General features: G+C 43.8%; 14 protein-coding genes. All 14 read right to left on the bottom strand.

What is annotated here, in order from left to right; all coding sequences use genetic code 11:
* Positions 1 to 20: 20 nt before the first annotated feature.
* The 14 genes from FXV77_RS01535 to FXV77_RS01475 all read right to left on the bottom strand — a co-directional run bounded on the left by FXV77_RS01535 (position 21) and on the right by FXV77_RS01475 (position 24,645).
* Positions 21 to 1,589: a pectate lyase family protein gene (locus FXV77_RS01535; RefSeq protein ID WP_148917455.1), complete on the bottom strand. Its 1,569-nt coding sequence runs from the start codon at positions 1,587 to 1,589 to the stop codon at positions 21 to 23.
* 127 nt (positions 1,590 to 1,716) lie between these two features.
* Positions 1,717 to 1,869 (bottom strand): hypothetical protein, encoded by a 153-nt coding sequence (locus FXV77_RS21980; protein WP_187443970.1) that lies wholly within the window; start codon positions 1,867 to 1,869, stop codon positions 1,717 to 1,719.
* A 381-nt stretch (positions 1,870 to 2,250) separates the two neighbouring features.
* Positions 2,251 to 3,204 carry a hypothetical protein gene (locus FXV77_RS01530; protein WP_148917454.1) on the bottom strand — a complete coding sequence of 318 codons (954 nt, stop codon included), beginning with the start codon at positions 3,202 to 3,204 and terminating at the stop codon, positions 2,251 to 2,253.
* A 47-nt stretch (positions 3,205 to 3,251) separates the two neighbouring features.
* Complete coding sequence (locus FXV77_RS01525) at positions 3,252 to 5,162, bottom strand: RagB/SusD family nutrient uptake outer membrane protein (protein WP_148917453.1); 1,911 nt, start codon at positions 5,160 to 5,162, stop codon at positions 3,252 to 3,254.
* 17 nt (positions 5,163 to 5,179) lie between these two features.
* Positions 5,180 to 8,416, bottom strand: coding sequence for a SusC/RagA family TonB-linked outer membrane protein (locus FXV77_RS01520; RefSeq protein ID WP_246162149.1), 3,237 nt, complete (start codon positions 8,414 to 8,416; stop codon positions 5,180 to 5,182).
* Between the two features lie 37 nt (positions 8,417 to 8,453).
* Positions 8,454 to 10,073 (bottom strand): DUF4957 domain-containing protein, encoded by a 1,620-nt coding sequence (locus FXV77_RS01515; protein WP_148917452.1) that lies wholly within the window; start codon positions 10,071 to 10,073, stop codon positions 8,454 to 8,456.
* 535 nt (positions 10,074 to 10,608) lie between these two features.
* Positions 10,609 to 13,086, bottom strand: a complete 2,478-nt coding sequence (locus tag FXV77_RS01510) for a T9SS C-terminal target domain-containing protein (RefSeq protein WP_148917451.1) — start codon at positions 13,084 to 13,086, stop codon at positions 10,609 to 10,611.
* Positions 13,087 to 13,218: 132 nt separating this feature from the next.
* On the bottom strand, positions 13,219 to 14,289 hold the full coding sequence (locus FXV77_RS01505) for a glycoside hydrolase family protein (RefSeq protein ID WP_187443969.1): 1,071 nt from the start codon (positions 14,287 to 14,289) through the stop codon (positions 13,219 to 13,221).
* Positions 14,290 to 14,423: 134 nt separating this feature from the next.
* The gene (locus FXV77_RS01500; RefSeq protein WP_148917450.1) at positions 14,424 to 16,046 is read right to left on the bottom strand and encodes a pectate lyase family protein; all 1,623 of its coding nucleotides are present in this window, start codon (positions 16,044 to 16,046) and stop codon (positions 14,424 to 14,426) included.
* Positions 16,047 to 16,050: 4 nt separating this feature from the next.
* Positions 16,051 to 17,700: a polysaccharide lyase gene (locus tag FXV77_RS01495; protein WP_148917449.1), complete on the bottom strand. Its 1,650-nt coding sequence runs from the start codon at positions 17,698 to 17,700 to the stop codon at positions 16,051 to 16,053.
* Positions 17,701 to 17,890: 190 nt separating this feature from the next.
* The gene (locus FXV77_RS01490; protein ID WP_148917448.1) at positions 17,891 to 19,528 is read right to left on the bottom strand and encodes a polysaccharide lyase; all 1,638 of its coding nucleotides are present in this window, start codon (positions 19,526 to 19,528) and stop codon (positions 17,891 to 17,893) included.
* A 161-nt stretch (positions 19,529 to 19,689) separates the two neighbouring features.
* The gene (locus tag FXV77_RS01485) at positions 19,690 to 21,426 is read right to left on the bottom strand and encodes a DUF4957 domain-containing protein (protein ID WP_148917447.1); all 1,737 of its coding nucleotides are present in this window, start codon (positions 21,424 to 21,426) and stop codon (positions 19,690 to 19,692) included.
* 32 nt (positions 21,427 to 21,458) lie between these two features.
* Positions 21,459 to 23,192 (bottom strand): DUF4957 domain-containing protein, encoded by a 1,734-nt coding sequence (locus FXV77_RS01480; protein ID WP_148917446.1) that lies wholly within the window; start codon positions 23,190 to 23,192, stop codon positions 21,459 to 21,461.
* Between the two features lie 277 nt (positions 23,193 to 23,469).
* On the bottom strand, positions 23,470 to 24,645 hold the full coding sequence (locus tag FXV77_RS01475) for a DUF3826 domain-containing protein (protein ID WP_148917445.1): 1,176 nt from the start codon (positions 24,643 to 24,645) through the stop codon (positions 23,470 to 23,472).
* Positions 24,646 to 24,704 lie beyond the last annotated feature (59 nt).

Raw genomic sequence — 24,704 nt, 5'->3', positions numbered from 1 at the left:
TCGGCAGCATTTAGCCTAAACTAACTAATCTGATCAACGTTATTACCCAGATTCCGGTAATCAATTTTCTCTTGCGGATTCGTTCCGTTCAGATATTCTTCCACATTTGTATAACCATCTCCGTCAGCATCTTTTGCACCATCCGTAGGATCATTCGGATCCAAGCCGTACTTTATTTCCCATTCGTCGGGCATACCGTCGCCATCCGTATCGACAAGTACCTTCGCAGGATCGTAGGTCAGATCCGGATAACCGCCCACCTCAGCGATGTCCTTAATGATACCCGTTCCCACTGTTGGCTTACCTGTACGCACCGTTTCTACCACGCGGGTATCCACAGCATCACGTTTCGGTAATGTTGCCCCGGCTTTTGCGAGTACCGACTCGAAAACAGCATCGGCTGTCTGATGTGGTGCCACCGGCCAACCTTCAAAAGGCGTATACACACGTGCGTATTTTTCAGCTTCACTGGCATCCGGAATGATCGATCCTTTCGTTTCTTTGACGCGCATACCCGCCCAGTTGTTGTTGGTCACTTCTTCATTATCGTGCATGATGTTGCCCGCAACATACCACTTGCCGGGACGGTTTGGTTCTTTAGCATACCAATCGCCAGCTGCCCAAGCATTGCCAGGTGAATACATGCTACGCTGTTCGATGCGAGCGAAGACGTCGCGCATGTTTTCATTCGTAGCAGGTCCCGGGCGGAAATAATTATTGATGAGGTTAATCTGCGACGTTTCGTCGCCACCATCTATCGTCCGATGGCGCCAATTGAAGATAACATTGTATCGAAAGTCAAAAGCTCCCGACATACCGATGGAAGGATTTCGAGCCGTGTTGCTGGCGAAAAGATTGTGATGGAATGTAGAGGGATTGCCTCCCCAAGTACCGCCAAAAGCATGGCCTTTCGCATCGAGTGCTTCACTGGAAATTGTCCATTGGATGGTGATATGTTCCGCGGGATCTTTTATTTGGGTACTTCCATCCAACGACGGCCTCATGTGTCTGTAAAGGGAAATATTCTCGTCCATACCCCAACTTGTCGAACAATGGTCAATGATAATATGATGGTGCGGATTTCCTCCGATATTATCATCACCTTGTCCACCTACCGGAACACCTCGACGTACACGTAGATGCCGTACAATGACATTGTGCGTATTGATGTTCAAGGTTCCGGCAATACAAATACCATCACCGGGTGCAGACTGTCCCGCGATGGTGATATCGGGATGGTTGATATTCAGGTCGCCCTCAATATCGATTGTGCCCGCTACGCGGAATATAACTATACGCGGTCCTTTCGCTTCTAAAGCGGCACGTAAACTACCCTCGCCACTGTCATTAAGATTAGTCACCGCTATCACTTTACCTCCGCGTCCGCCGGTGGTAAACATACCACCTCCCCAAGCTCCCGGAAATGCGGGGATAGCACCCTCGGGCAACCGCGGCGGATGAGGCGGAATCTGTCCACGCTCCGGTTGTGTTTGCTGTGCGTCAACACCCGTTCCCGCCAACAAAAGCGCTATAAAAAGCAGACTTTTTTTCAACGATTTATGTGGAAATGTTTTATTGGTCATCATCATATACTATTTATTTTTGCATTCGATTTATATCGACAAATCTAGGTAAAAGAGCCGAAGCGTACTTATAATATATTCTCCGGCTCTTGTATCATTTTATCGGTCGGCTAGCGACGGTGGTTGTGATTAACTAGTAATTCAGATTCTGTCCAAATTCTTGTGGATTTGCAATAGCATCCAAGAACGATTGTGGAATCGGGCGTACCGTATGTTTATTGGCGTCTAAGGCCTGGATCTCCGTTTGTTGGCACTCCTCCGTCGAGACACGCGCTTGCCCCGGCATAGGCAGTGTAAAAAGCAGTGCCGACGCACATGAGGTCGCCCAAATCCATTTTTTAGAAACCTAGTTAGTAGTTAGTTAACCAACATGCTAATATTATACATCAACATTATTTATTTACGTTGTCTTTATCGGTCAATTATGGATAGAAACCATAAACTAATCTATAACTGTCAGCCTCTATCACAAAATTGATAAAAAACTGACTGATAATATTATATCGCATTACCTTATCATTATATCATATTACCACACCCTATTAATATATCTTTTCCAAACGGGAATCATTTGTCGAAATTCGTTATCTCTTTAAAGTTTCAAAAAAAATCCGAGCATGGAAGAAACATGCTCGGATTTTTATAAAGTTTATCGAATCTATCTTATTTATTTCTGAATTTTGACATCCAAGCTCACGTAGTATCGATTTTGTTGATCTCGAGTAGCCTGATTTACATAAATAGCCCCATATTTTCCTTCCGGAGTCTGAAAATAGATCATACGTGCAGCAGCCAATCCTTCTGTGTAGATCACTCCGTCAGTTTGTTGTCGGTTGATGGCTTGACTTGAAGCTTGTTGTTCGATTTTACTCGAAGACACCAACGTGCGGGTAAAAGTAGTATATGCATTCGAGGCAGTGATTGGCGCGCTAAACTTCGTTTCGCGCTTAGTCCAGCCTGAAACATTGTAATAAGGTACTGGATAATTTTCTACAGTCAGTGCGTATAAATTGTAAACCAAATACGTCGAGTAAATATCACGCGTATCATATATCGTGTCAATCCCAAAGTCAATCTGATCAGAAACTGCAGCTGCCTCACTATAGCTGTAGGTTTTACCCGTACTCAATGACAAGAAGCTAGGGTTATCTTCTCCCTCAACTGGCGCATATAGTCTCCTGTCTGCAAAAAGCGTATAGCTCGGCGCGCCTTCCACCGTAATCGACGTATATCCATCGCCTATATACACATTCATATCGTTCAGCGCATAAAAACGGAACGTCATTTTCCCATCACGTTGCATTTTAAACTTAACGACCCCAGAATAGGAATGGCGGTCCGCGCCTGTCACCAGTATTTGACGCGTAGACCAGGTCCCTGTCCCATTTGTACTATCTACAACCACGGCCATCATCTCTTCCTTAGCGGACGTAACGGTGAAATGGATATGTACACTGTCGCCATCGTTGACGACTGCATCCTCCACAATAGCATATTCGCTGTTATTGTGAAAAGTAACCTTCACATCGTCGAACATGTTAAATATATTTTCCGATTCCTTCTTACAGGCGCTGAACGCCAGCAATATCGCGAAAAGAGGGATCAATCTTGCTATTTTCATCTTTTTTCTTATTAATAGTTTTTTTCCATTGGTTTTCATCTCCATACTTAGTCGTCCAACGGATCAAAAGTTCCACCTTCCCATCCGATAGTTGTTTCAATGTTTACACCTCTTCGCACAAAATCGTTATGGAAAGTATAAAAATTGTGGTACTCCGGGATATTCATCGCCCGGAAACCGTTCTGTTGTGGCAAGATAACATGTGGACGAAAATACTCCCGATAGGTGTCACGATCATTCAGATCCAAACCGTCGCGAAAAGGTTTGCCAGTTCCCGGATCAATGGCTTCCAATTTGCCAATGGTAGTTTGTCGTTCTTGATCAGTTTCACCTACTACTTGGACTTGGTAGACTTCCAGAAATTCTCCGGTTAATTTGTGCCAGTTCCGGGTACGGCGCAGATCAGAAGTACGTTTGTTTTCAAAAGAAAATTCTACCATTCGTTCGTTGAGCAACAATTCCCGCATTTCCTCGATGCTGGCAATCCGGCCCAAGCCATAATCGTTACTTCCCTGTTCAATGCCTGCACGCTGACGAATCTGACGTACCATTTCCTTAGCGGTTCCCATATCACCAGTTTCATTGGCGCAATCCGCATAGTTTAACATCACCTCAGCGAAACGCATTTCAATCCAATCCATACCACTACCACCAATGTTATTGGAATAAGGCACGGACGATTCCGCTAAACCAGGTGTGCTAAACTTCTTGCAATAGACCGCCCAATTCGCACTTTCTGCTCGGCCGTTGTTCGTCGCACCTTCATAATTCCATTGCCGACGATCCGTCTTTCCACTTAATGGCCACAGACTACCATTATACGCCATGGTTGCTTCGAAACGTGGATCCCGATCTTTCCAAAACAGCACATCATCGTAGGTATAATCACCAGTTTCATCAATACGGTTACCATCTTTCATAGGGTAAGCGCGCAGTAACTTCACGGTAGCACGATATGCATTATGTGGTCCCGCATTTTGATTTTCAGAACGCGGACGTGATCTCCTTTCTTCATCATGACCTCGACGCGGCTCGGTACTAGAATATGGCCGAGAAATCAGCGCTTCCGTATTGGCTATTCCATCAGTTTGAAAGATCTTCCCATAATCTTCTATCAAACGATGACCCGCTGCCAGACCAATATCATAAGCTTCTTTATTGGCAGCCAGGGCTTCTTCCCAACGTGAAGCATCATAAGGATGTTTCGGGTCATCTAAAGGGTTAAATTGTGGACTCGCCCAATACAACAACGTCTTCCCTTTCAAAGCTGCGGCGGCCGCATAGGTTATCCGTCCCCAGTTATCGCTCGCCCACGTCACACCTTCCAAATATTGCATAGCATGGTTAAGGTCGTCCACAATCTGTGCAAAACAAGCACGAGCGCTCGAACGACCATCCGTCATCACGTTATCGGGGTCTTGCGGTTCCAACACCAATGGCACTCCTCCGTAAACTTTCACCATTTCCAGATAAACCATAGCCCGCAAGGCATAAAACTGCCCTAACAACGGATATTTAACGTCATCAGGAATCGTACTTTCGGGTAAATATTTAATCCCGTTATTACAACGCGCAATATCCATATAACGGTTATCTAAGTAATTTTGATTATAACTATTTCCTGTATAACGCACATCGTGATTAATTAAGGGGTTACCAGCAATTCCCAATGCCTGAGCACCGTATGATCCGTTTGATGCAAAAAAATGCTCATCACTTACCAAATGGATATCGAAACGGGATGGAACTGTCTGCCAGGGAAATCTGGGAATAATCAACTCATAGGCTTTATTCAGGTGCATATTTACAGCTCCTTCAGTATTCCATAACCCCTCTGCATCCATACCTCCTCTATCGGGCAAGATAAAGAAATCATCGTTATTACAGGAAAATAACATCGCGGAGAACACGGTCACAAACAGTCCATTTTTAATCCTTGTATATATATTCTTCTTCATGTCTATTCTTATTAATCTTATAAACTAGCACTTAAACCTACCGATATCGTTCGTACTGTTGGATAATCATACACGATCGACGTATAAGGATCCTTATAATTGAACGGATTCACCAACGTCCAAAGGTTATTACCCGTCAACAGAATGCGAGCATTGACCAAACCAGCGCGACGTGCCACATTAGCAGGTAATGAATAGCTCAATGTCATATTGTTAACGCGGATCGTTGTCGCATTCAGCGCCCATATATCGGCTGCATCGTTGACGTATGGATCATCCGCCCGCGGATACTTTCCGTTCATTGGATCTTCCGGTGTCCAACGATCGCGCCAGAAAATCGGCACATTCGTATCATAATCGGGCTTTGTTCGGGCTCTACTATCCACAAAGACCTTCCCCCCGAAACGCGCCATGATATTCGTACGTAAATTAAAATCCTTGTATTGCACTCCTAGATTAATCCCGGTTGAGAACACGGGTTCTGTACGATTGAACAGAATATCTTTGTCAAAATGGTTAATTACGCCATCTCCATTCGTATCTTCATAGATCATCCAACCTACTTGCGGCACCTGACCATTAATCGTATAGTTAGGATTTTCTGCTAAAAAAGCATCCACCTGTTCTTGCGTACGGAACATCCCTTGCGTGTGATAGCCGATATTCGACGTATTGTATTTACGCGGATCCACCCCAAACTTCGTTCCCGCCCAATCGCCATCTGTACGATCCTTTTCAAGTAAACCATTCGGATTATAGAGCATTTTTGACACAACCGAATTTCCCCAGCCGAAGTTCATTCCCGCATTTATACGCCAATCCTCCGTGATTCGGGTATTGTAACCAATCGTGAATTCTGACCCCCAATTGTATACTTCCCGATAATTGACTGTCGGCGCGATTAAACCCGAATACAATGGATTCATTTCATTAGCCCCTTTGTCGAAGCCATCGAAGGTCTTGTTTTGGAAGAATTCCATACCCACATTCAATTTGTTGTCCCACATCGTGGATTCGACCCCGAAATTAAAGGAACGCTTTTTCTCCCAGGTAATAAATAGGTTCGGATACGACGCCGGATTGAGACCGACACCATAGTTTCCATCGCCAAACATATAACCATTGTTAATATCGAGAGCGAAGCGTTCTTGCCATAGGCGTGCTGCCACCCGATCATCACCAGTAATACCCCAATTGGCTTTCAACTTCAGGTGATTTATAAACGAGACATTATCTTTAAAGAAATTTTCCTGGCTCACAATCCAACCTGCTCCCACACTAGGTGACCATCCCCAACGGTCGCCCCGCGCAAAATTGGATGAAGCGTCTAAACGCGTAACGACCTGTAGGATATATCTTTTCTTATAATCATAGCTAAGGCGTCCAAAAGCTGATCGCTTGGTCGTTTTGAATATGTCACGAGAGTTGCGTTGCATCAAATTTTGGTCGAAAGCCCAGTAGTCCATCGAACCCGGAATCAGCTGATTTTCCCATCGCAGCCCCAAATCTTCGTTATTTGAAACAGTTTGTTCGCCGCCCACAATTACTCCAAGCGTGTGATCCGCAAAGGTCTCGTTGTAGCTTAAGGTCACAAATCCTTGGTAACCGCCATTATTCGCTAGGGTTGAAGTCAAGTTGGCCCCTGATGCAGGGATTGCCCAAATGAAAGGATCATCCATTGCTGCCAAACTGTTTGAATACAGTTGCCTATTATTCCCCATCCGCTGGAATTCCCAGAGTTGATACGGTGCTGTATATTGCTCATTACTGCTGTTTCCTCCTCGCTGCGAAACCTGAACCTTCGCCGAAAAACCTTTCAAAAAAGAAGGAGAATAGGTCAGACTAGCGTTGATGTTATAATCCTGTGACTTTCGCGTTTCGAGGTAGCCTGAATTTAGTATAGCTAATGGATTGCTACCTCTACCATTAATATTTACGGGAAGTCCGTCAATGTACATAGGAACCCAGTCTGGTGTAGCTATCATCGTTTCAAAAAAAGTAGCATCGGTTTGGTTACCAAGTTGATTCTGGCTTTCGCGGAGGTTGTGATTGAGATTAAAAGCGATATCTGCCTTAAGACCATCAATGATGGTGGTTGTCAGACCGCTCCGCAATGTATATTTATCTTCTTTCATGCCGGCGTAATTGGCGTTCTGATTTTGGAAGCTTCCGCCCACAAAAAAAGTTGTACGTTCCCCCCCGCCGGAGATACTCAGGTTATGGCGTTGCATGACGGCCGGCTTCCAGAGTTGATCATACCAACTTTCTGTATCCAACCCTTTCAGATAAGCCAGATCTGCTTCGGAGAACATATCGCTTTCGGGCTTATTGCCCATGAAGGCACTTTCATTAAGAAATTGTGCCAACTCGTATGCCGAGAGAAAATCTGGCTTCCGCGCGGCATCCGTAACCCCTAAATAACCATTATAGGAAACACTGGGCTTTCCCTGTTTTCCCCGTTTTGTAGTGACAAGTACTACCCCTTTTGCACCAGCGGCACCATATATCGCTGCTGAGGCATCTTTCAGAAAGGTAATGTTTTCGACCATGGAAGGGTCCAACGCATCAAACACATCACTTAATACCGTAATACCGTCAATAATATAGAGCGGTTCGGATGTTGCATTAATTGCGGCTCCCTGCTCGCTAGTCGAAGCTCCACGAATGTTTAGCGTAATCCGTGCGCCAGGACGCCCGGAGGTTTCGCTCACTCCTACCCCTGCGATTTGATTCCGCAATGCCCCGGCGATATTCGGGGCCGGAATATCCATCAGTTCCTCTCCCGTTATCGTCGCTACAGACCCTACAATTTCGGAACGTTTTTGTGTGCCATATCCCGTCACAATAACTTCTTCGATGGCATCGCTAGATTCCAACGTAATCGTAATATTAGTCATCCCTCCTACATTGGCCTCTTGCACTTTATAACCTATATAAGTTACAACAATAACGGTATTCCCTTCCGGTAAATTTATCCTAAAAACCCCGTCTGCATCCGTCTGTACCCCGGACTTTGTACCCTTAACCAAAACGGTAGCACCAACGACTGGGTTACCATCCTGGTCAATAACTGTACCCGTTATATTGACAAGTTTCTCGATTTTCGTCAGCTCTCGAGCAGGTGTCTTGGCCGCTTCCACTCCCGTGAAAGGAGTGACTAACAAACAGGCCAGCAGCACATTTCGCGTTCCCCTTAGAAAAGCTTGGGGCATATCAGCATGACTCTTCATATACTTCATTTTAAGTTTATTCATTCTAAAATAGGTTTCTTTCCTTTGTTCTCTCCTCCACTTACGGTCTCCAACGTGGATCGCCAACTGTAAACAACGTTTCATCGATAATTGTCAAATCGCTATTGGCGAAGTTTGTCTTATCCGGCGCCGCAAAAACCTGCTCAGAAGCACCGCCATAAGCGACGACACCCTGTATCATCCTTTGCGTATTTGAAGTTCCCCAGCGAATGTCAGACGTAGCAAAACTATTCGACACGGTAATCGAATTCGGCATCCGGCTATTAAAGGACCGTGCGCCCGATGTGTAACCAATGAGTGTATTACGAACCGTCAAACTGCCAAGCTCGCCAGTGCTCGCGTCGATGATGTAGCGATTATCCCACGGTGAATGATAAAGGGTAAGATTTTCGAAGAGTACGGCGTTCAGGGTGGGTCTTATCCCCCCACCGTGGCGGATTATCCACTGCAGGTTGATGAAGGTAGAATTGGTAAATCGCACATCGCGTATAGTAACATCGTTATGGTCAACCGTCAAGGCATTGTAATTACCGATATTCTGCACGATGGAGTTGTTAATCACATACTCATTCACCGTTTTCGGCCCTGCGGATTGTAGGCGCATCACGCCCCGAAGTTCGGAGATCCTACACGCTTCGAACGCGATTTTTTCTACCGTAGCCTCTCTACTAATGTTAAACACGTAACTACCACCGATATCGCCGGTAAAATGTACATCCTCAAACTTGATCAAAGCCATGGTTCCTTCCACGTTAAAGGAAGATTCCATTTCGATAGTTGCCTGCGGCCCGAATCCCGGCTCAGACACCAAGGTTACGCCACGATCCAACGTAAAGCCCCCCATGGTATAGGTCATACCCCGCTTCAGCGCAATAACACTTCCATCAGGCACCGTATTCAACGTGTTTTGCAGAATTTGCGGATCGGAATTCCCTCTGAGGTCAATATATCCCGCCTCCTCTACAGTTGGTTTTGTACTAAATTCAAGTTTTCCCAATGATCGATCATCGTGACGGAAAAGCCGAGCTACATAGTCGGTATTTGAATTCAACCCATCCAATTGCATGGTAATCAAGTCATCAGGGGACACATCAAACTCCTGGGAATCGGTTCCGTCTGCTTTTTCCACCACCATTTTTGTCAGTTCGCCATGTCTTACAAAGTTCAGTACTACCGCATCATGGGATAAGTTCCAGACTTTGATTGGCGTAAACAGCTCGATTGGCCTCACTTGGAAGCGTGACGTACGCATCCAAGGGGAATCTCCTGTTCCAGTACTCGAGACGGTGCGCACCCGAGCAAAGTACGGCTCCAACGGCGTAAGCTCTTGATCACTCAAGAAAAGTGAGGTAGAATCGGTGACAAAATCGAATACATTTTGAGCAGCGTCATTAAATGTAGAGTCAGAAGAAACCTGCACCTCGTAGGACAATACCGCCTGACGGCTGTCGCCTTCCCAAGCAGCTATGCCGGGAGTCCAACTCAGGACGAGGGATGTATCCGCATGCGCAATGGCAACACCACTCGTCATTTCGGTCAAACTTGTCGGAGGTCCTGTCACGCTATCTTTATTACACGCATAGATCGAAGCTATCAAAAGCATCAGCAGTCCTGTTCGGTTAAATGAAATGACATGGCTTGTAAACTTTTTTAATCTCATCTTTTTAGGTTATTTGTTACTATTTAAATTACTACGTAAACTGTTATAAAAAATTCATCTATATTCTCCTGCTTCGCTATCATCATATAGCAGCAAGCAATTTTACATTATTTGAAATGTTAAAGACTATGATGTAATTTGTCAGTTAGTTTATACCGCAAAAATGATTAACCACCCCTCTTATCTCGCTGTTAATATTGTACAAAGTACACATTACGGCTTTCACATTTTTTGCAATATTCGTGATATTTCAAATCTTATTTTTATTAGTCACCCTCTCATATTAAACATAGAACTAAGAAATATCCCGTACTTAAATATATAATCGCTAGTCGTTGTAACAAAATTGATAATAATCGTTACACATATATTATATCGCATTACCTTTTTATTATAACATATTATCATTCGACCATATACTTAATCCATATATCAAAAAAATGGTGGGTTCCTATACGCTCAATTCGATATTCGGAAAAAGAAAATTAGATTATTCCGGCGTCATAAAAGGTAAAAGGGCTGTTCATTAGATTAGTCATTCTATTATATTCCCACTAAAAATATTAACCGTACGAGTCATACTATCACCTTCGACATCCATAACGGTAAATTCAAACGAACCTACGCCAGTAGCAACCGGTTTGAAAATAGCTTTTCCACTTTCTATCGATACCATGCCGTTCTCTACGTTACTTGCCTTGAACATCGGGTTTTGTGTAAATCCTCTGGCCAACGTCCTAAGATCTATTTCTATGGGTTCTCCCGCCGCAGCACTAAAGTATGCTTTAGACATCCATTGCAGGTATTCATCTAATTCCGTGTAACCATCGCGATTTTTATCCAGATTAGTATCGGAAAAATCACCTTTCGGAGAATCTGGGTTTAACCCGCGATGGTTTTCCCACCAATCCGGTAATCCGTCATGGTCGCTGTCCCAATTCGCGGCACGTTTTACTTCGGGATAATTATCGTAACCTCCCACATCATCTTGATGATCGGGAAAACCTGGTTTACCGGATATATTCCCTGTTGCTGAATACGTGCTATCGATCGTTTCTTGAATAATGCGTTGATCGTGTTCATCCAACCCAGGCCGGTTATTACCTACATCAGACAGCACCAGTTTATAAGCCAGCCGTGCACTATGGGTTGTCACTTTCGAATCGAAAAACGGCTGATCGACAAACGTTTCATATTTTTCGGAATCTCCGTTGCTATACCTTGCTTTCCTACCCTCTTCCTGGTTTTGTTCATCAAAATGCCCCGGCATCACATTACCAGCGAAATAACACCGTTGCATCCCTTTTCCGACATTTTCATGATCTCCGATGAACGCAAAGAACTGCGTCGTTCCCGCACCGGGTTTATAGTAATTATTTACAAAATTGACTTCATGAGCTCCACCGTCTGTTGCTCGGGTTCCCCAATTATAAACCACATTGTTACGAAGATCCAGTTTACCGCTATAAAACCCGTCACCATTCAAGCCTCCGGCTAGGCTCCAGTTTCTGCCGTAGCAATGTGCGAGCAAGTTGTGGTGGAAGCTTCCCACCTCCCCACCGATACTTGCAGCATATCCGTGCATCTTTCCTTTACCATACTTGCTATGACCAGCCGAATTCAATGCCTCGGATATTAAGGTGCGCTGTAATGTAATATTCTTTGCTCCACGCGAACTGAACGCTTCATCTATCGTCCAACTGATAGAACAATGGTCGACAATACTATAATTCGCGCCTGTTAAGCCCATGCCGTCTGCCGTTTTCCCAGCCCCTAAACGAACACGCAGATGCTGCGCTACCACATCATTTCCCGTAAATCCAAAAGGAGCTCCTGCAATACAAATCCCTTCTCCCGGTGCTGTTTGTCCCGCTATAGTCACATAAGGCTGGTTTACAACCAGACGGGATTTCAGATGGATAATGCCCGAAACCGCAAAGACAATGGTCCGGGGACCAGTATGGTTTTCCACCGCTGCACGCAGACTTCCCGGTCCGTCATCGTTTAAGTTGGTTACTTCCATTACGATTCCCCCACGCCCGCCGCGTGCGTGGCGTCCGTACCCTTCCGCTTCCGGAAACGCCAACTGCGCCGGTCTGAAATACCAAACATCACCTTTCGTTTTACCGTTATTGGTATTTTCGTCTACCCGCCAGTAATATGTATCCATGCTGTAAAGACCTGTGGCTGTAAATTCGGTTGCACGTTGTTCCCCTTTAAATTCGGGAGAGGAGGGCGTAGCATCTGCAACTGCGGTCGAATCCAAGCCAAAATAGACCTCGTGTCTTGTTGCACCGCGGGCTGCCTCCCAAGTTAAAGTAAGTTCTTTGTTTTGCGACTCCACATGTTCATCGGCATTACCGGGTGATGGTGAATGAGCCTGCTTTGCGGCATCAGGCGTATTAATTTCAAAAGCATTGATCGCCAAATCTTTCCTAACAGAAGCCGTTTGATCTCCTGCTTCAAATACCACAATTGCATCCTCGCCTTGTTTTACGTTTAAATGCGTATAGGCTGTTACGGCGTCTGCCGTTTTGAGTGCCCTTACACTAGGTTGCACCGTTTGCTTTTTACCGTTGTGCGAAATCACAATAGGACTAAATATATTGCCCTCCGGACTATGGGGAATGTTGTGATAGGTAAGTAAAGTGTTCTCCCCTTCGGGTAGCCCGCTGATACGCATTTCAATTTTCCCTGTTGCATCTCCGTCTTTCAACGTTACTCCGTCGGAAATCAGATAGGCAAAATGAGGTGAACCCATACCAGCTTTGTACCATTCAGAAGCAAGTTCACCGTTATCCGAATCCACTTTTGTCAAGGTAATTTTTACATTACCTTCACTAAAGCAGTCGGAGGTACCAGCTTTTATCTGCCAGGAGGAATAGCCACTTTCATTTGTTTCAGCAACCCGGCGGCTACTTTCGTTAAGATCGATTTTTACCACGGGTGTATGTTGGGCAAAAACTGCCAACGACGCTATAATGAACGAAATTAATAGTAAAGATTTTTTCATCTTTGAACATAACGTTTATTCAAATGTAGTAGGCTTTGTAGATTATTTATTATATCATTTTTACGCTTTCTTCTAATATCTTACCGAATTAATAAACTGGCTATCAAGGCAAAGTGAAGTTTCAAGTGATTTTTATTTCCAGGATAAAACCACATGCCCCAGACCAAAGAAGATTCTTCCGTCGTTGTCATACCGCGCGGTGTATACAACGGTGAAGGTGCCATCTTCTTCCTCTACCGCACCGAGAGGTGTACGGGTGGCATGATCGCCGAAATCCGCCCATAAATTATTTTCAGATTGTACTTTTAGGCGGGTCTCCTTATCCCAATGTATGCCATCATCGGACAAACTATAAGCTATTTCGTGGTCGCCAAAGGAATCAAAAATAGCCAGGTACCCTCCCGATTTCAATTCTGTAACCTGTACATTTTCATTGAATTCCGGTGATATAGGAACCGGGTTATGTCCTTCCGGCATACGCGTCCAAGGGCCGTTTAGCGCAGGCGCGGTTGCCATTCCTAGTGGCCAATCTCCTTGGGGCACATGGTTGTGTCCATCATAAAAAGCATACCATTTATCGCCTACACGATAAGGATTGAAGGCAGCTACCGCCTGTTGACCTTCCCAAGTTTGGCTGTTTTCATCGGGCTGCAGAACGATCGTCATATCGGCATATGGTCCCGCAATGCCGTCCATTCCCGGCGTAACCGATTTCGCTCGCCAAATACGTCCTTCGTAGTCGTTGGCTTCAATTTCACCCTTTTCTTTGTCTCCTGCCCGATAGGCCACATAAAAAATATTCCATGCATTTTCTTCCTCATTGAATTCAACACCCGTTACCCAAACCTCGGAGCGGGGGTTGAAGGGCGTTCTTCCTGGAATGCTCTCCACAATTGTCGATGCGCGCGTCCAGTTTACAGCATCTGGACTGCTCCAATGGGCGACACGCATATCGCGATGCGGGCGGTCGAACATCTCGTTAATGAACATATGATATGTATCCGCCACCTTTACCATTTGTCCTGTTTCAAATCCTGATCTATTTCCACTCGCTATCACATCCGGATGGTGATGATTAATCACTGGACCCTCATGAATGTGGCTAACGATTAATTGCTTCTTGTCTTGAGCAAAAACCACCGTGATACAAAGTATACTAATTAGCAAACAACTACCTAAATACGTTGATTTTTTCAGATGCATGGTATTTTCTTAATATTAATAGGTGTAAACGGTGGCTTATAATGAACGTAAACGGCTTCCAAAAGGCTGTTGCACGAAATTATGCAACAGCCTACCAAACTAACTAAACTAATAAAAGAAAGCCTTTAAAGGGGTTAAAAAGGCTTAACAATCTTTTCTGGAACGACACTGTTCAGGTAATTTTCTATATGTGCATATCCGTTGTCACTAATTTGAGCGGCATCAGCCGAATTCTTTGGATCTAAATGCATTTTTACCTCCACGTCATCCGGAATTCCGTCATTGTCGGAATCTTTGTACGGTGTTCCTTCGTAGATGGGATAGCCGCCCACTTGGTTAACATCCGTAATAATTCCCTGCTTATAAGAATCTACCGGTAACCTGCGTTTCACATAGGGTGATGGTGCCAATGGCTCGGCAGGCTCTGTATAAAACACTTTGCCGGTTTTCACTTGCTTGACAATGCGTTTGTCTACCGCATCACGCTTCGGTAGCGTAGCTCCTACATTTTTCAGCACATAGTCGTATGCTTTTCGAGCGGTTAATATTTTCCCGAAATTGGAAAGTGAAAACGGCTTATCCACTTTTATTTTTGCTAAAAGCGCACTTGGATCCCCTTCAGCCTCCGGTTGTACACCGCCATCCCAATTGTTTTTCGTTACACGCTTATTTCCTACCACGATATTTCCATGCACATACGCTTTTCCAAACATATTTGCATTTTCTTTGCTTCTGCCAGATTCCGGCTTGAGGATACGATAGGATATCGGTTTATCCAAAGGCGTTATCGGCCCTGGTTTGTAATAGTTATTAATGAAATTATATTCGGAACGGTGATCGCCTCCATCCGCACTCCGGTTCCACCAGTTCCATACCACATTATTAACAAACCCAAAGTCGCCATACATCCCTACAGACGGGTTACGGCTGATATTCGAAGCCCATAAATTTCGCATAAATGTACTGTTCAAACCACCTATGGTACTACCAAAAGCATGATTATAAGTATCCAGCGCTTCGGAAAAGATAGAATTCTGTATCGTGATGTTTACAGTTGGCAACTTTAAATCTTTACCCCCTCTGTCATAGACATGACGGTACATTGACATATTTTCATCCAGTCCCCAACTTGCAGAAACATGATCTAATATAATATTGCCTACGCCATTTCCACCTAATGCATCGTCCCTCCGCGTGACTTCATTTACACCTCTACGAAAGCGCATAAATCGTACGATGACATCGTGCGTGTCAATCAAAAAAGATTCACCTGCCACGCAAACACCATCTCCAGGAGCAGTTTGTCCCGCAATCGTCACATACGGTGCTTTCACAATAATAGGTTTCTCCAACTGGATGATTCCCGCCACGTTGAATACAATAATCCGCGCACCACCTGCTTCACAGGCTTCGCGCAATGTGCCTGGTCCGCTATCGGCTAAACTAGTCACCACAAATATGCGACCACCTCTTCCCCCCGGCGTATAGGCTCCTCCGCCCTCTGCACCAGGAAACGCCAGTATATCCGCTTGTGGCAAATCTTCTGGCTTTGCTGCCCAGGGAATATACGGTTTTCCCTCTTGATCCATAACGGCTTTCGCCGCTTCCCATGCTTTCTCCAACCGTTGTTCTTCTGCTTTATCCCGTGCATCGGCTATCTTTTGCAAAGAATCAGGAATAACCGGGTATTGCGCAAAGGACAAAAACGGGAGAAACAGGAACAGCGCAGGAATAAGTACTTTTATTTTCGTATGCATAATATTATCCTTTTGAAGCTAATTCGTTTAAATAAATCTCGATGTTTGCATATCCAGATTCGGTAATCACTGCGGAGTCGTCAGGGTTATTGGGGTCTAATCCCATTTTTACTTCAACATCGTCAGGAATACCGTCATTGTCGGTGTCTTTATAAGGTGTCCCCGTATACTCCGGGTATCCTCCTACCTGTGATACATCCGTGATGATTCCCATTTTATAGGAGTCTTTCGGTAATCTCCTGTGCTTAAATTCAGTTTCCGGCAATTGTACATTTTGTAACGGTGTCGGCTTGCCGTCGCGAACTTCTTTTATAACACGTACATCCACGGGATCCCGTCTTGGTAAAGTTGCTCCTGCATTGGTCAACACATGTTCGTAAGCTTGGTCTGCCGGCATAATATGCATTTCTGCCATGGGAAAAGGTTTATCAGCTTTCGATTTCAGCATATAGTTTTTATAGGCCTCCCCGGTTACCAATTTTTGTTGGTAGTCCACTTGTTCATAAAACTGTACACCGCCTGCCCAGTTATCGTCCGTTACTTCGGGATTATCGGAGATGATATTTCCGGTCACGTGCGCACGTCCGAAAACTTTGTAATCCAAATTGCTACGTCCAGTTTCTGGTTTAAGAATACGGTATCGTATCGGTGCATCCTGCGGAGTCGCTGGTCCTGGTTTAAAATAATTATTGATGATATTGTATTGCGCAGTATAATCACCGCCATCAATTGAACGATGCGCCCAATTATAAATTACGTTATTTGCAAAATTAAAGATCCCGTTCCATCCGATAGACGGATTTCTTCCCGCATTATTTGCCCATAGATTCCGCATAAACGTACAGTTTTCTCCCCCTAGTGTACTTCCCAAGGAGTGGTTCCACGTATCTAATGCTTCTGAAAAAATAGAGTTCTGGATCGTGATATTCACTGTTCCAAATTTCTTTTCTTGTGAGCCGGTACTATCGTTGTACATATGTCGGTACATCGACATGTTTTCATCTAACCCCCAGCTTGCGGAAACATGATCAATCATTATATTTCCTACCGGATTACCACCAATCGCATCATCGCGACGCCCCACATAGGTTTCTCCTCTTCGGAAACGCATGTGTCGGATGATTACATCGTGCGTGTCGATCCATACTGTCTCACCAGCCACACAGACACCGTCCCCCGGCGCTGATTGACCTGCAATCGTGACATAAGGTGCTCGAATAATCAATGGTGTTTTGAGCTTGATGATTCCAGCAACATTGAACACAATAATACGTGGGCCTCCTTGTTCGCAAGCCTCTCGCAATGTGCCGGGACCATTGTCTTCTAAACTCGTGACGACGTAGACTTTGCCGCCACGACCGCCGAAAGCATATGCTCCGCCACCCGCTGCGCCTGGAAAAGCAGCAATCTCTGCTTGCGGTAAATCCGTTGGTCTTGAAGCCCAAGGAATGTAAGGTTTACCCTGCTTTGCATATTCTTCGATAACTGGAAGCGCTTTACCCCATGCAATATCAGATTGCTGACGTGCTTTTTCCATCATGTCATTGGAAGCTTTTTTGACATCCGCTGGGATTTTGGGGTATTGAGCTTGTACGTGCTCTATAATGAATAGGCTCAAAAGAGCCACAAATAACGATGATAATCTTTTGTTCATACACATAAGTTTTATGATAATATCAGGCAGATAACCTATTAATCGATATTAGCTTTCTCAAAATTAGGGATATAGAAAACACTTTATCTATAATATCTTCACGATTGATTGTATCATATTATCTGAACGAAATATCCCCCTATGATTGTCTGCAACAACCATAGGGGGATATACATAGATACGCCCAAGTTTACTTTGCCGCTAGTTTGTTCAAATAGATCTCGATATTTGCATAGCCCGATTCGGTAATTTCCGCCGAATCATTTGCATTATTGGGATTAAGTCCCATTTTGACCTCTTCCTTATCCGGAATGCCATCGTTGTCCGAATCTTTATAGGACTTACCTTTGTATTCAGGATAACCACCTACCTGTGCAATATCGGTGATGATCCCGATTTTATACGAGTCTTTTGGTAATCTTCTATGTTCGAAATCCTTCTCTGGTAATGTCACATTTTTCAGTGGCGTAGGCTTTCCATCCCGCACTTCCTTTACAATACGTTGATCTACAGGGTCGCGCTGAGGCAAGGTAGCACCGGCATTTGCCAGAACATGTGCGTACGCATCTTCAGCTGAAGTAAGCTGAAATGGGGCATGGGGAATTGGTTTATTTACCTTCATAGCCGCAAAATAAGGTTCTGCTTCTTCAAAAGACATGAGATTCCCTTCCTTGTTTTCAATCTGCACGCCCCCGTTCCAGTTATCTGTTGTGACGTTGGCATTACCTTCTACAATATTTCCGTTCACGTGTGCTCTTCCGAATACGACATATGGCAATTTACTACGTCCAGATTCCGGTTTTAACAAACGATAACCGATGGGCTCGCCTGACGGCGTCGCTGGTCCGGGTTTAAAGTAATTGTTGATGATATTATATTGGGCGGTATAATCCCCCCCATCGATTGCTCTATGCACCCAATTGTAGACGACGTTATTGGCAAAATTAAACACGCCGTTCCATCCGATAGATGGGTTTCTTGCCGCGTTGTTTGCCCATAGATTACGCATAAAAGTACAATTCTCTCCTCCTAAGGTACTACCAAACGCGTGATTCCAGGTATCGAGGGCTTCTGAAAAGATTGAATTTTGAATCGTGATGTTTACTGTTCCAAATTTCTTTTCCTGCGACCCGGTGCTGTCGTTGTACATGTGGCGGTACATCGACATATTTTCATCCAAACCCCAACTGGCAGACACGTGATCAATCATAATATTTCCAACGGGATTGCCACCAATCGCATCGTCGCGACGACCTACATAGGTTTCCCCTCTGCGGAAGCGCATATGTCGGATAACCACATCGTGCGTATCGATCCATACCGATTCGCCAGCGACACATACGCCATCACCCGGAGCAGATTGACCTGCAATGGTAATATACGGAGCACGGATAATCAGGGGCGTTTTTAGCTTAACGATTCCAGCAACATTGAACACAATAATGCGCGGGCCTCCTTGTTCGCAGGCCTCTCGCAATGTCCCCGGACCACTGTCTTCTAAACTCGTGACCACGTAGACCTTTCCGCCACGACCTCCGAAAGCATATGCTCCACCACCCTCTGCACCAGGAAAAGCAGCAATCTCTGCTTGTGGCAAATCAGAAGGACGGGATGCCCAAGGAATGTAAGGCTTACCTTGTTTTGCATACGCTTCAATGACCGGAAGCGCTTTGCTCCAAGCGATATCAGATTGCAGACGCGCTTTCTCCATCATTTCATTGGAAGCCTTTTGAACATCCGCTGGAATCTTGGGGTATTGTGCCTTCGCTGTTTCTATAGCGACTAAGCTAAAAATCGTCGCAAATAGTACTATTGCTTTCTTTTTCATATGTAAATGAGATGATAATACATTACAATAAAATATTTAGATGTCAAAATTCACGATATAAAACATCATATACATATATTATCTTCACCAACTATTATACAATATTGTCTTTAACATTTACATTTCCCAAACCTGGCAATACACGCTTTTTCATAAGTGTGTTACCACCAGCGTGGATCCCCAATTGGGTGTGCTGCAGCATGGTTTCTTAATTCGCTATCTTGTCCAATGGTGAAGTCACCATTGTCTGCATCGGTATATTTAGGGTCGAATGCGAGTGGGTATTCCTGTATAGAATTGGGGTTTTCATGGTTTTCATCATTCATTACGAAAGCGGGGACCACTTCATTCCACCTATTGTTTGGATGCCTTAACTCCCAATTATCGACAGGCATGTTAGATGAATTACTACCATAAATAGTTGATTTCGATGTTACGTTGAAAAAGTTGCAGTTTATTAAACGCTTATCAAAATCATTCGCCACATGTGCAAAGTTGTTAAAAAAGTTTGCAGCACAATTGATATTCGAAAAAATGTTATTTTCCAATCTGACCTTTGTCGGCAGTTTAGATGCCTTGAAATCAAATGCAGAAGCACTCCAACTATTATCGACTGTATTATTTTTAAATAAGAAATCGATATCGTTTTCTAAATTTTTCTCACGGTCCACATTGATAAACATTTTGTTGGTGTTATAGAAAGTCGAATTGGTAAACACGCCTTTCTTTATCCGTGCAGCACCAACGTTAATAAACGGATGTAAACCATCATTTCCCATTGCGCTGACGAGGGTATTTTCGATCGTAAGCTCTTCGCCTAGCTGTCCTTCTGACATGTTCAGCAATCCTGTATAATAGTTTCTTATCGTACAGGATTCGAATGAAACATGGCCGAACCCTGTTGCTTCACTCGCTAATTCGATCAACCAACTGTTCCACCGTGTATCTGGTGTATTGGGGATCTCCTGTTTAAATCGGTCTATTCGGGATCCAGAAATATCCAATCTGGAAAAATATACGCCGGCATTTCCGCCCTGTATAACGAAAGCCTTAACATATACGGTTGCTCCCTCACGTTCATCCGCCGACCTGATGGTTAGCGTTTTACTATCTACATAGATTTCTTCATTCCAAAAGTTATAGATCCCCGGATTCAGCAATATTTGGTCACCCTCCGCACTTCTCTCCACCGCATCTTTCAAATCGCTATGCGGATTTAAGGTCCAAACGCCGTTTATGGGCGAAGCAGGCGTAGCGAAAAACTGGCTTCCTCGCAAGAAAGAATCGTTATAAATGCGAACTTCGTATTCCATATCTTTTTCCAGGTCGTCTATCGTCAAGGTTTGCGCTTGTTTATGCTCCTCGGACAAACGTATTTCACGAGCGAGTCCAAAAGTCGGAATCATAGTGATATGCGTCACCAAATTACTTGTTCCCTCGTCGGTTTGCGGATACGCCCATGAAACCGTAACACGGTCTCCATCTATACTTTCTCTTTTTATAGGCAACAAAATATCCGAAGGATTAGTCACGATCGTTAAATCTACCCACCCGGAAAAAGATTCTGGTGTAGTCCTGGCTGTTCGAATACGCGCGTAATAATTTTCAGCCAAATCTAAACCTCTCAAAATGACAGCCTCATTATCTGCCGTAACTTGCTCTTGCCTGTCCAGAACAGAAAAATCCGGCACTTTGGAAAGTTCTATAAGATAATAGTCAAAAACTTCAGCTGGCTTCTTCCAACTTATCTGAATATTCGATCCCTGCAAGATATACACCAACTGGGCAGGTGATTCTGTTAACGGTTCATCAACTTCTTGAGGATCTTTTTTACAACCGGACAGTACGGTACAAAACATACACACTATCCATACTATTTTTGCGATATAGTCTTTCATCTTATTTTATCTAAATCTTTATACCTTCTGTTCTACCACCACCGTGGATCTCCTATCGGACTTCCGCCGTCTACTGTTCTTAATGCACTACCTGTCGACACCGTGAAATCTCCATTTTCCGGGTCTGCAAATCCGGGGTCTATAGACACGGGGTAAGAGGATATGGAATTGGGATTCTCATGGTTGGCGTCATTCATGATAAATGCGGGGACAACATCATTCCATATGGTGTTTGGATGTCGCAATTCCCAGCTATGGACCGGCATATTGGACATGTTGCTCCCATAAATCGTTGATTTGGAAAGTATATTAAAAAAGTTGGAATTAATAATCCGTTTATCGAAATCGTTGGCTACGTACGCAAAATTGGGAAAGAAGTTTCCGCTTGATGTCATACTGGACAGGTTGTTATTTTCGAACAAAAACTTCGAAGGGGCCTTGACAGCGAGAAAATCGAACGAGCCACCCGCCCAACTATCGTGCACGGTATTATTCCGAAACGTGAATTCAACGACATTAGCAGGATTTCGCTCTGCATCGATTTTCACAAACAATCTATTTGTTCTGTAAAAAGTCGAGTTAACGACATCTATTTTCAATATTTGGGCTGCATTGACACGTAGCGTGGGGGATTCGTTATCAACACCTAAATCGTACACAATACAATTATTAATTTCGACCGAATTACCCACTTTATGCGGTGGTCTATTATTGTCATTCAGGTGAAAAAGACCAGCATTATAGTTGCGGATCACACAATTTTCAAAAACGACTGCCTCGAAATTGGCTGATGTTTCATCCAGCGACACCAGCCAAGTATTCCATAAGTGATCTTGACTGTTGGTCAGCTCCTGGTTATATTCATCGATACGGGATCCTGAAATATTAAGATTCTTAAAGGATATACCAGATCGTTCTCCTGTAAGACGAAAGTTACGTGCGTATAGAAGAGGTATATCATTTTCATCCACCCCCTCCAGCACAATCGATTTATTAGCAATTTGCGGGTTTACTATGCTCAAATCATACACCCCTGGGTTTAAAACCAATCGATCTCCCGTCGTACTCGTCTCAATGGCTGTTAGCAAATCACTATGCGGAAATAAATTCCAGACACCATTAACCGGAACAGCGAGCGTAACGAATGAGGTTCGTCCTACCACAAAATCTCCATCGTACAAACTGACTTCGTACGCCATATCAGTTTCTAGACCTTCAATGCTTATGGATTTATTCTCTACATGGTTAGTGGTCAACATATGTTCTTGACTGACACCCAACACCGGCTTTAATGAAATTTTGGAAAGATTTATCTCCGTTGAAATAGGATCCCAGCGAATTTGCACTTTATCTCCCGCAATATCATCTTTTTGAATAGGCAACAGAATATTGCTTTGACTGGTATTGAAATGAATGCTTGTCCAATCTGATTCTCGATCTTCATTAACGACTTTAATACGACAATAATAATCTTCCCCTGGATCAAGCTTCCAAAACACATATTCTTGCGCACTGTTATCCACTGTCGTTGACTGGTTGATAATCGAAAAATTTGACAATCTCGATAGCTCAACAATGTAGTGGGAAAATAAGTTTGCAGGGGTATCCCATGCTACTTTCGCATGTTCACCTTGGACGACGTGTCGCAAGTTGTCAATAGGTTGTGGTAAGGTGTTGTCTCCGGTTTCGTCCTTTTGACACCCCACTAACCCCACCATCATCAAGAAAAAAGGCAAATATCCTTTCCAAGAAAAAAATGTTTTCATGTAGAATTTCGTTTATAACTGTAAATACTGGCTTTAAACACGTATCCGCTTTGGCAGTCCGAATGTTATCAGCAATTTATATGCGTATCCTAGGTTTACATATCAAAACTACAGAAACTAAAAAAATAAATTTTGTAGTATTTTATCGTGTTTATGCAACTTATTGACTTATCAATCAAGCAATAACAAAAAAAAACATCTACCTATTTATAAGGAGATGTTTCTTGTTCGTTAGAACTATATCAGGACGTGCGTCTAAAAACGCTATTTGAAACAATTAGGGGATCATGCTCTTTCTACGATCTTCCAAATCTTCCGTCGCCTTTCGCAAATCGTAACCTTGCTTAGATAAATAATTATTAGCACGGCCTCGATATTTAGCAAACCACTGGTTACGTTCTTTATTTGTCTGTACATTCAATGCATTTTCGCGCGCTTCTTTTAAATATTCGATTATCACCACCTTTTCTTCTTCGTTCAAATCTGGCAGCAACTCTTCAAAACGGGTTAGCTCTTTTTGAAAACCGTTATGCGTCATTTCATTTTTAACCAATTCAATTTGCTCATCGCTCAACAACGGATCTAGTTTCTTGAATAACTTATCTCGTTGCATATCCAACGCACTTTTACTCTCCTCCCAAATCTTAACCGCACGCTTCTCCTTTTCAGCATCGCCGAGCGACGCTTGATCCATCTCGGTTGTTTGCTTTTTTTTATGGGCATAAATCGCATCCATTTTTTGGTAATGAAAAGCTAATAAGTTTCTGACCTGTTCCGCTTGCCATTCATCCGACAACGCGAATTTCTGCATTATTCTGCTTGATGCCGTAATAAAGGTTGCGGACGATTTTAAATCTCTCCGTTCAGCCCATCTTTCGCCTTCTTCTTTTAGATTGTATCCTTTACTAGCCAATGCATTGGCAATACGTCCTTTATACTTATTAAACCACGCGTGTTTTTCCTTTGCAGAACCTCCATCCATAGCATGCTCACGCGCTTCTATGAGGTTTTCATGGATCATTGCCTGCTCTTCCTCCGTTGCAAAAGGTAGCATTAAGAGATAATTGTTATATGTCTTGGGGACCGTGTAATAGGTCATTCCATTTTTTATGGACTCAACCTGTTCTGCTGTAAGCAAATCCTGCAGTGCGGTAACGTATTTATCATGTTGCGCTGCTACTACGGAATCGGCATGGGTTAAGATCCGTTCATTATTTGCTCCTTCTTTCTCCAATTGACGATCTCGCTCTGCGTGAATACTATTCAGCGCAATATATTGGTTCGCCACTAAATCTCGGACATTATTCCTTGTGGCGATGGCTAACGCGGGTTCTACTTCCGCCATAATTTTTTCGGCGCGCTCCATCGCAACCTTTTGATATTCGGCATCCACTTGCCCATGCACGAGCGACAAGCTTCCTAGCACCAAGAATGTTAAAAGTCCTCTTTTCATAAATTATAAATCAAATCGTATAGGTTTACCTATCAAAATTACGGAAGTCGACAAAGCCA

The organism is Sphingobacterium phlebotomi, from assembly GCF_008180195.1.
Classification (GTDB): domain Bacteria; phylum Bacteroidota; class Bacteroidia; order Sphingobacteriales; family Sphingobacteriaceae; genus Sphingobacterium; species Sphingobacterium phlebotomi.
This window is presented reverse-complemented; position numbering and strand designations above follow the sequence as displayed.

Bases quoted from the DNA above. Each gene is read 5' to 3' on its own strand.
- FXV77_RS01490 (WP_148917448.1), bottom strand. From the start codon at position 19,528: ATGAAAAAGAAAGCAATAGTACTATTTGCGACGATTTTTAGCTTAGTC.
- FXV77_RS01505 (WP_187443969.1), bottom strand. From the start codon at position 14,289: ATGCATCTGAAAAAATCAACGTATTTAGGTAGTTGTTTGCTAATTAGT.
- FXV77_RS01500 (WP_148917450.1), bottom strand. From the start codon at position 16,046: ATGCATACGAAAATAAAAGTACTTATTCCTGCGCTGTTCCTGTTTCTC.
- FXV77_RS01480 (WP_148917446.1), bottom strand. From the start codon at position 23,192: ATGAAAACATTTTTTTCTTGGAAAGGATATTTGCCTTTTTTCTTGATG.
- FXV77_RS01520 (WP_246162149.1), bottom strand. From the start codon at position 8,416: ATGAATAAACTTAAAATGAAGTATATGAAGAGTCATGCTGATATGCCC.
- FXV77_RS01495 (WP_148917449.1), bottom strand. From the start codon at position 17,700: ATGAACAAAAGATTATCATCGTTATTTGTGGCTCTTTTGAGCCTATTC.
- FXV77_RS01510 (WP_148917451.1), bottom strand. From the start codon at position 13,086: ATGAAAAAATCTTTACTATTAATTTCGTTCATTATAGCGTCGTTGGCA.
- FXV77_RS21980 (WP_187443970.1), bottom strand. From the start codon at position 1,869: ATGCCGGGGCAAGCGCGTGTCTCGACGGAGGAGTGCCAACAAACGGAG.
- FXV77_RS01475 (WP_148917445.1), bottom strand. From the start codon at position 24,645: ATGAAAAGAGGACTTTTAACATTCTTGGTGCTAGGAAGCTTGTCGCTC.
- FXV77_RS01530 (WP_148917454.1), bottom strand. From the start codon at position 3,204: ATGAAAATAGCAAGATTGATCCCTCTTTTCGCGATATTGCTGGCGTTC.
- FXV77_RS01515 (WP_148917452.1), bottom strand. From the start codon at position 10,073: ATGAGATTAAAAAAGTTTACAAGCCATGTCATTTCATTTAACCGAACA.
- FXV77_RS01525 (WP_148917453.1), bottom strand. From the start codon at position 5,162: ATGAAGAAGAATATATATACAAGGATTAAAAATGGACTGTTTGTGACC.
- FXV77_RS01485 (WP_148917447.1), bottom strand. From the start codon at position 21,426: ATGAAAGACTATATCGCAAAAATAGTATGGATAGTGTGTATGTTTTGT.
- FXV77_RS01535 (WP_148917455.1), bottom strand. From the start codon at position 1,589: ATGATGATGACCAATAAAACATTTCCACATAAATCGTTGAAAAAAAGT.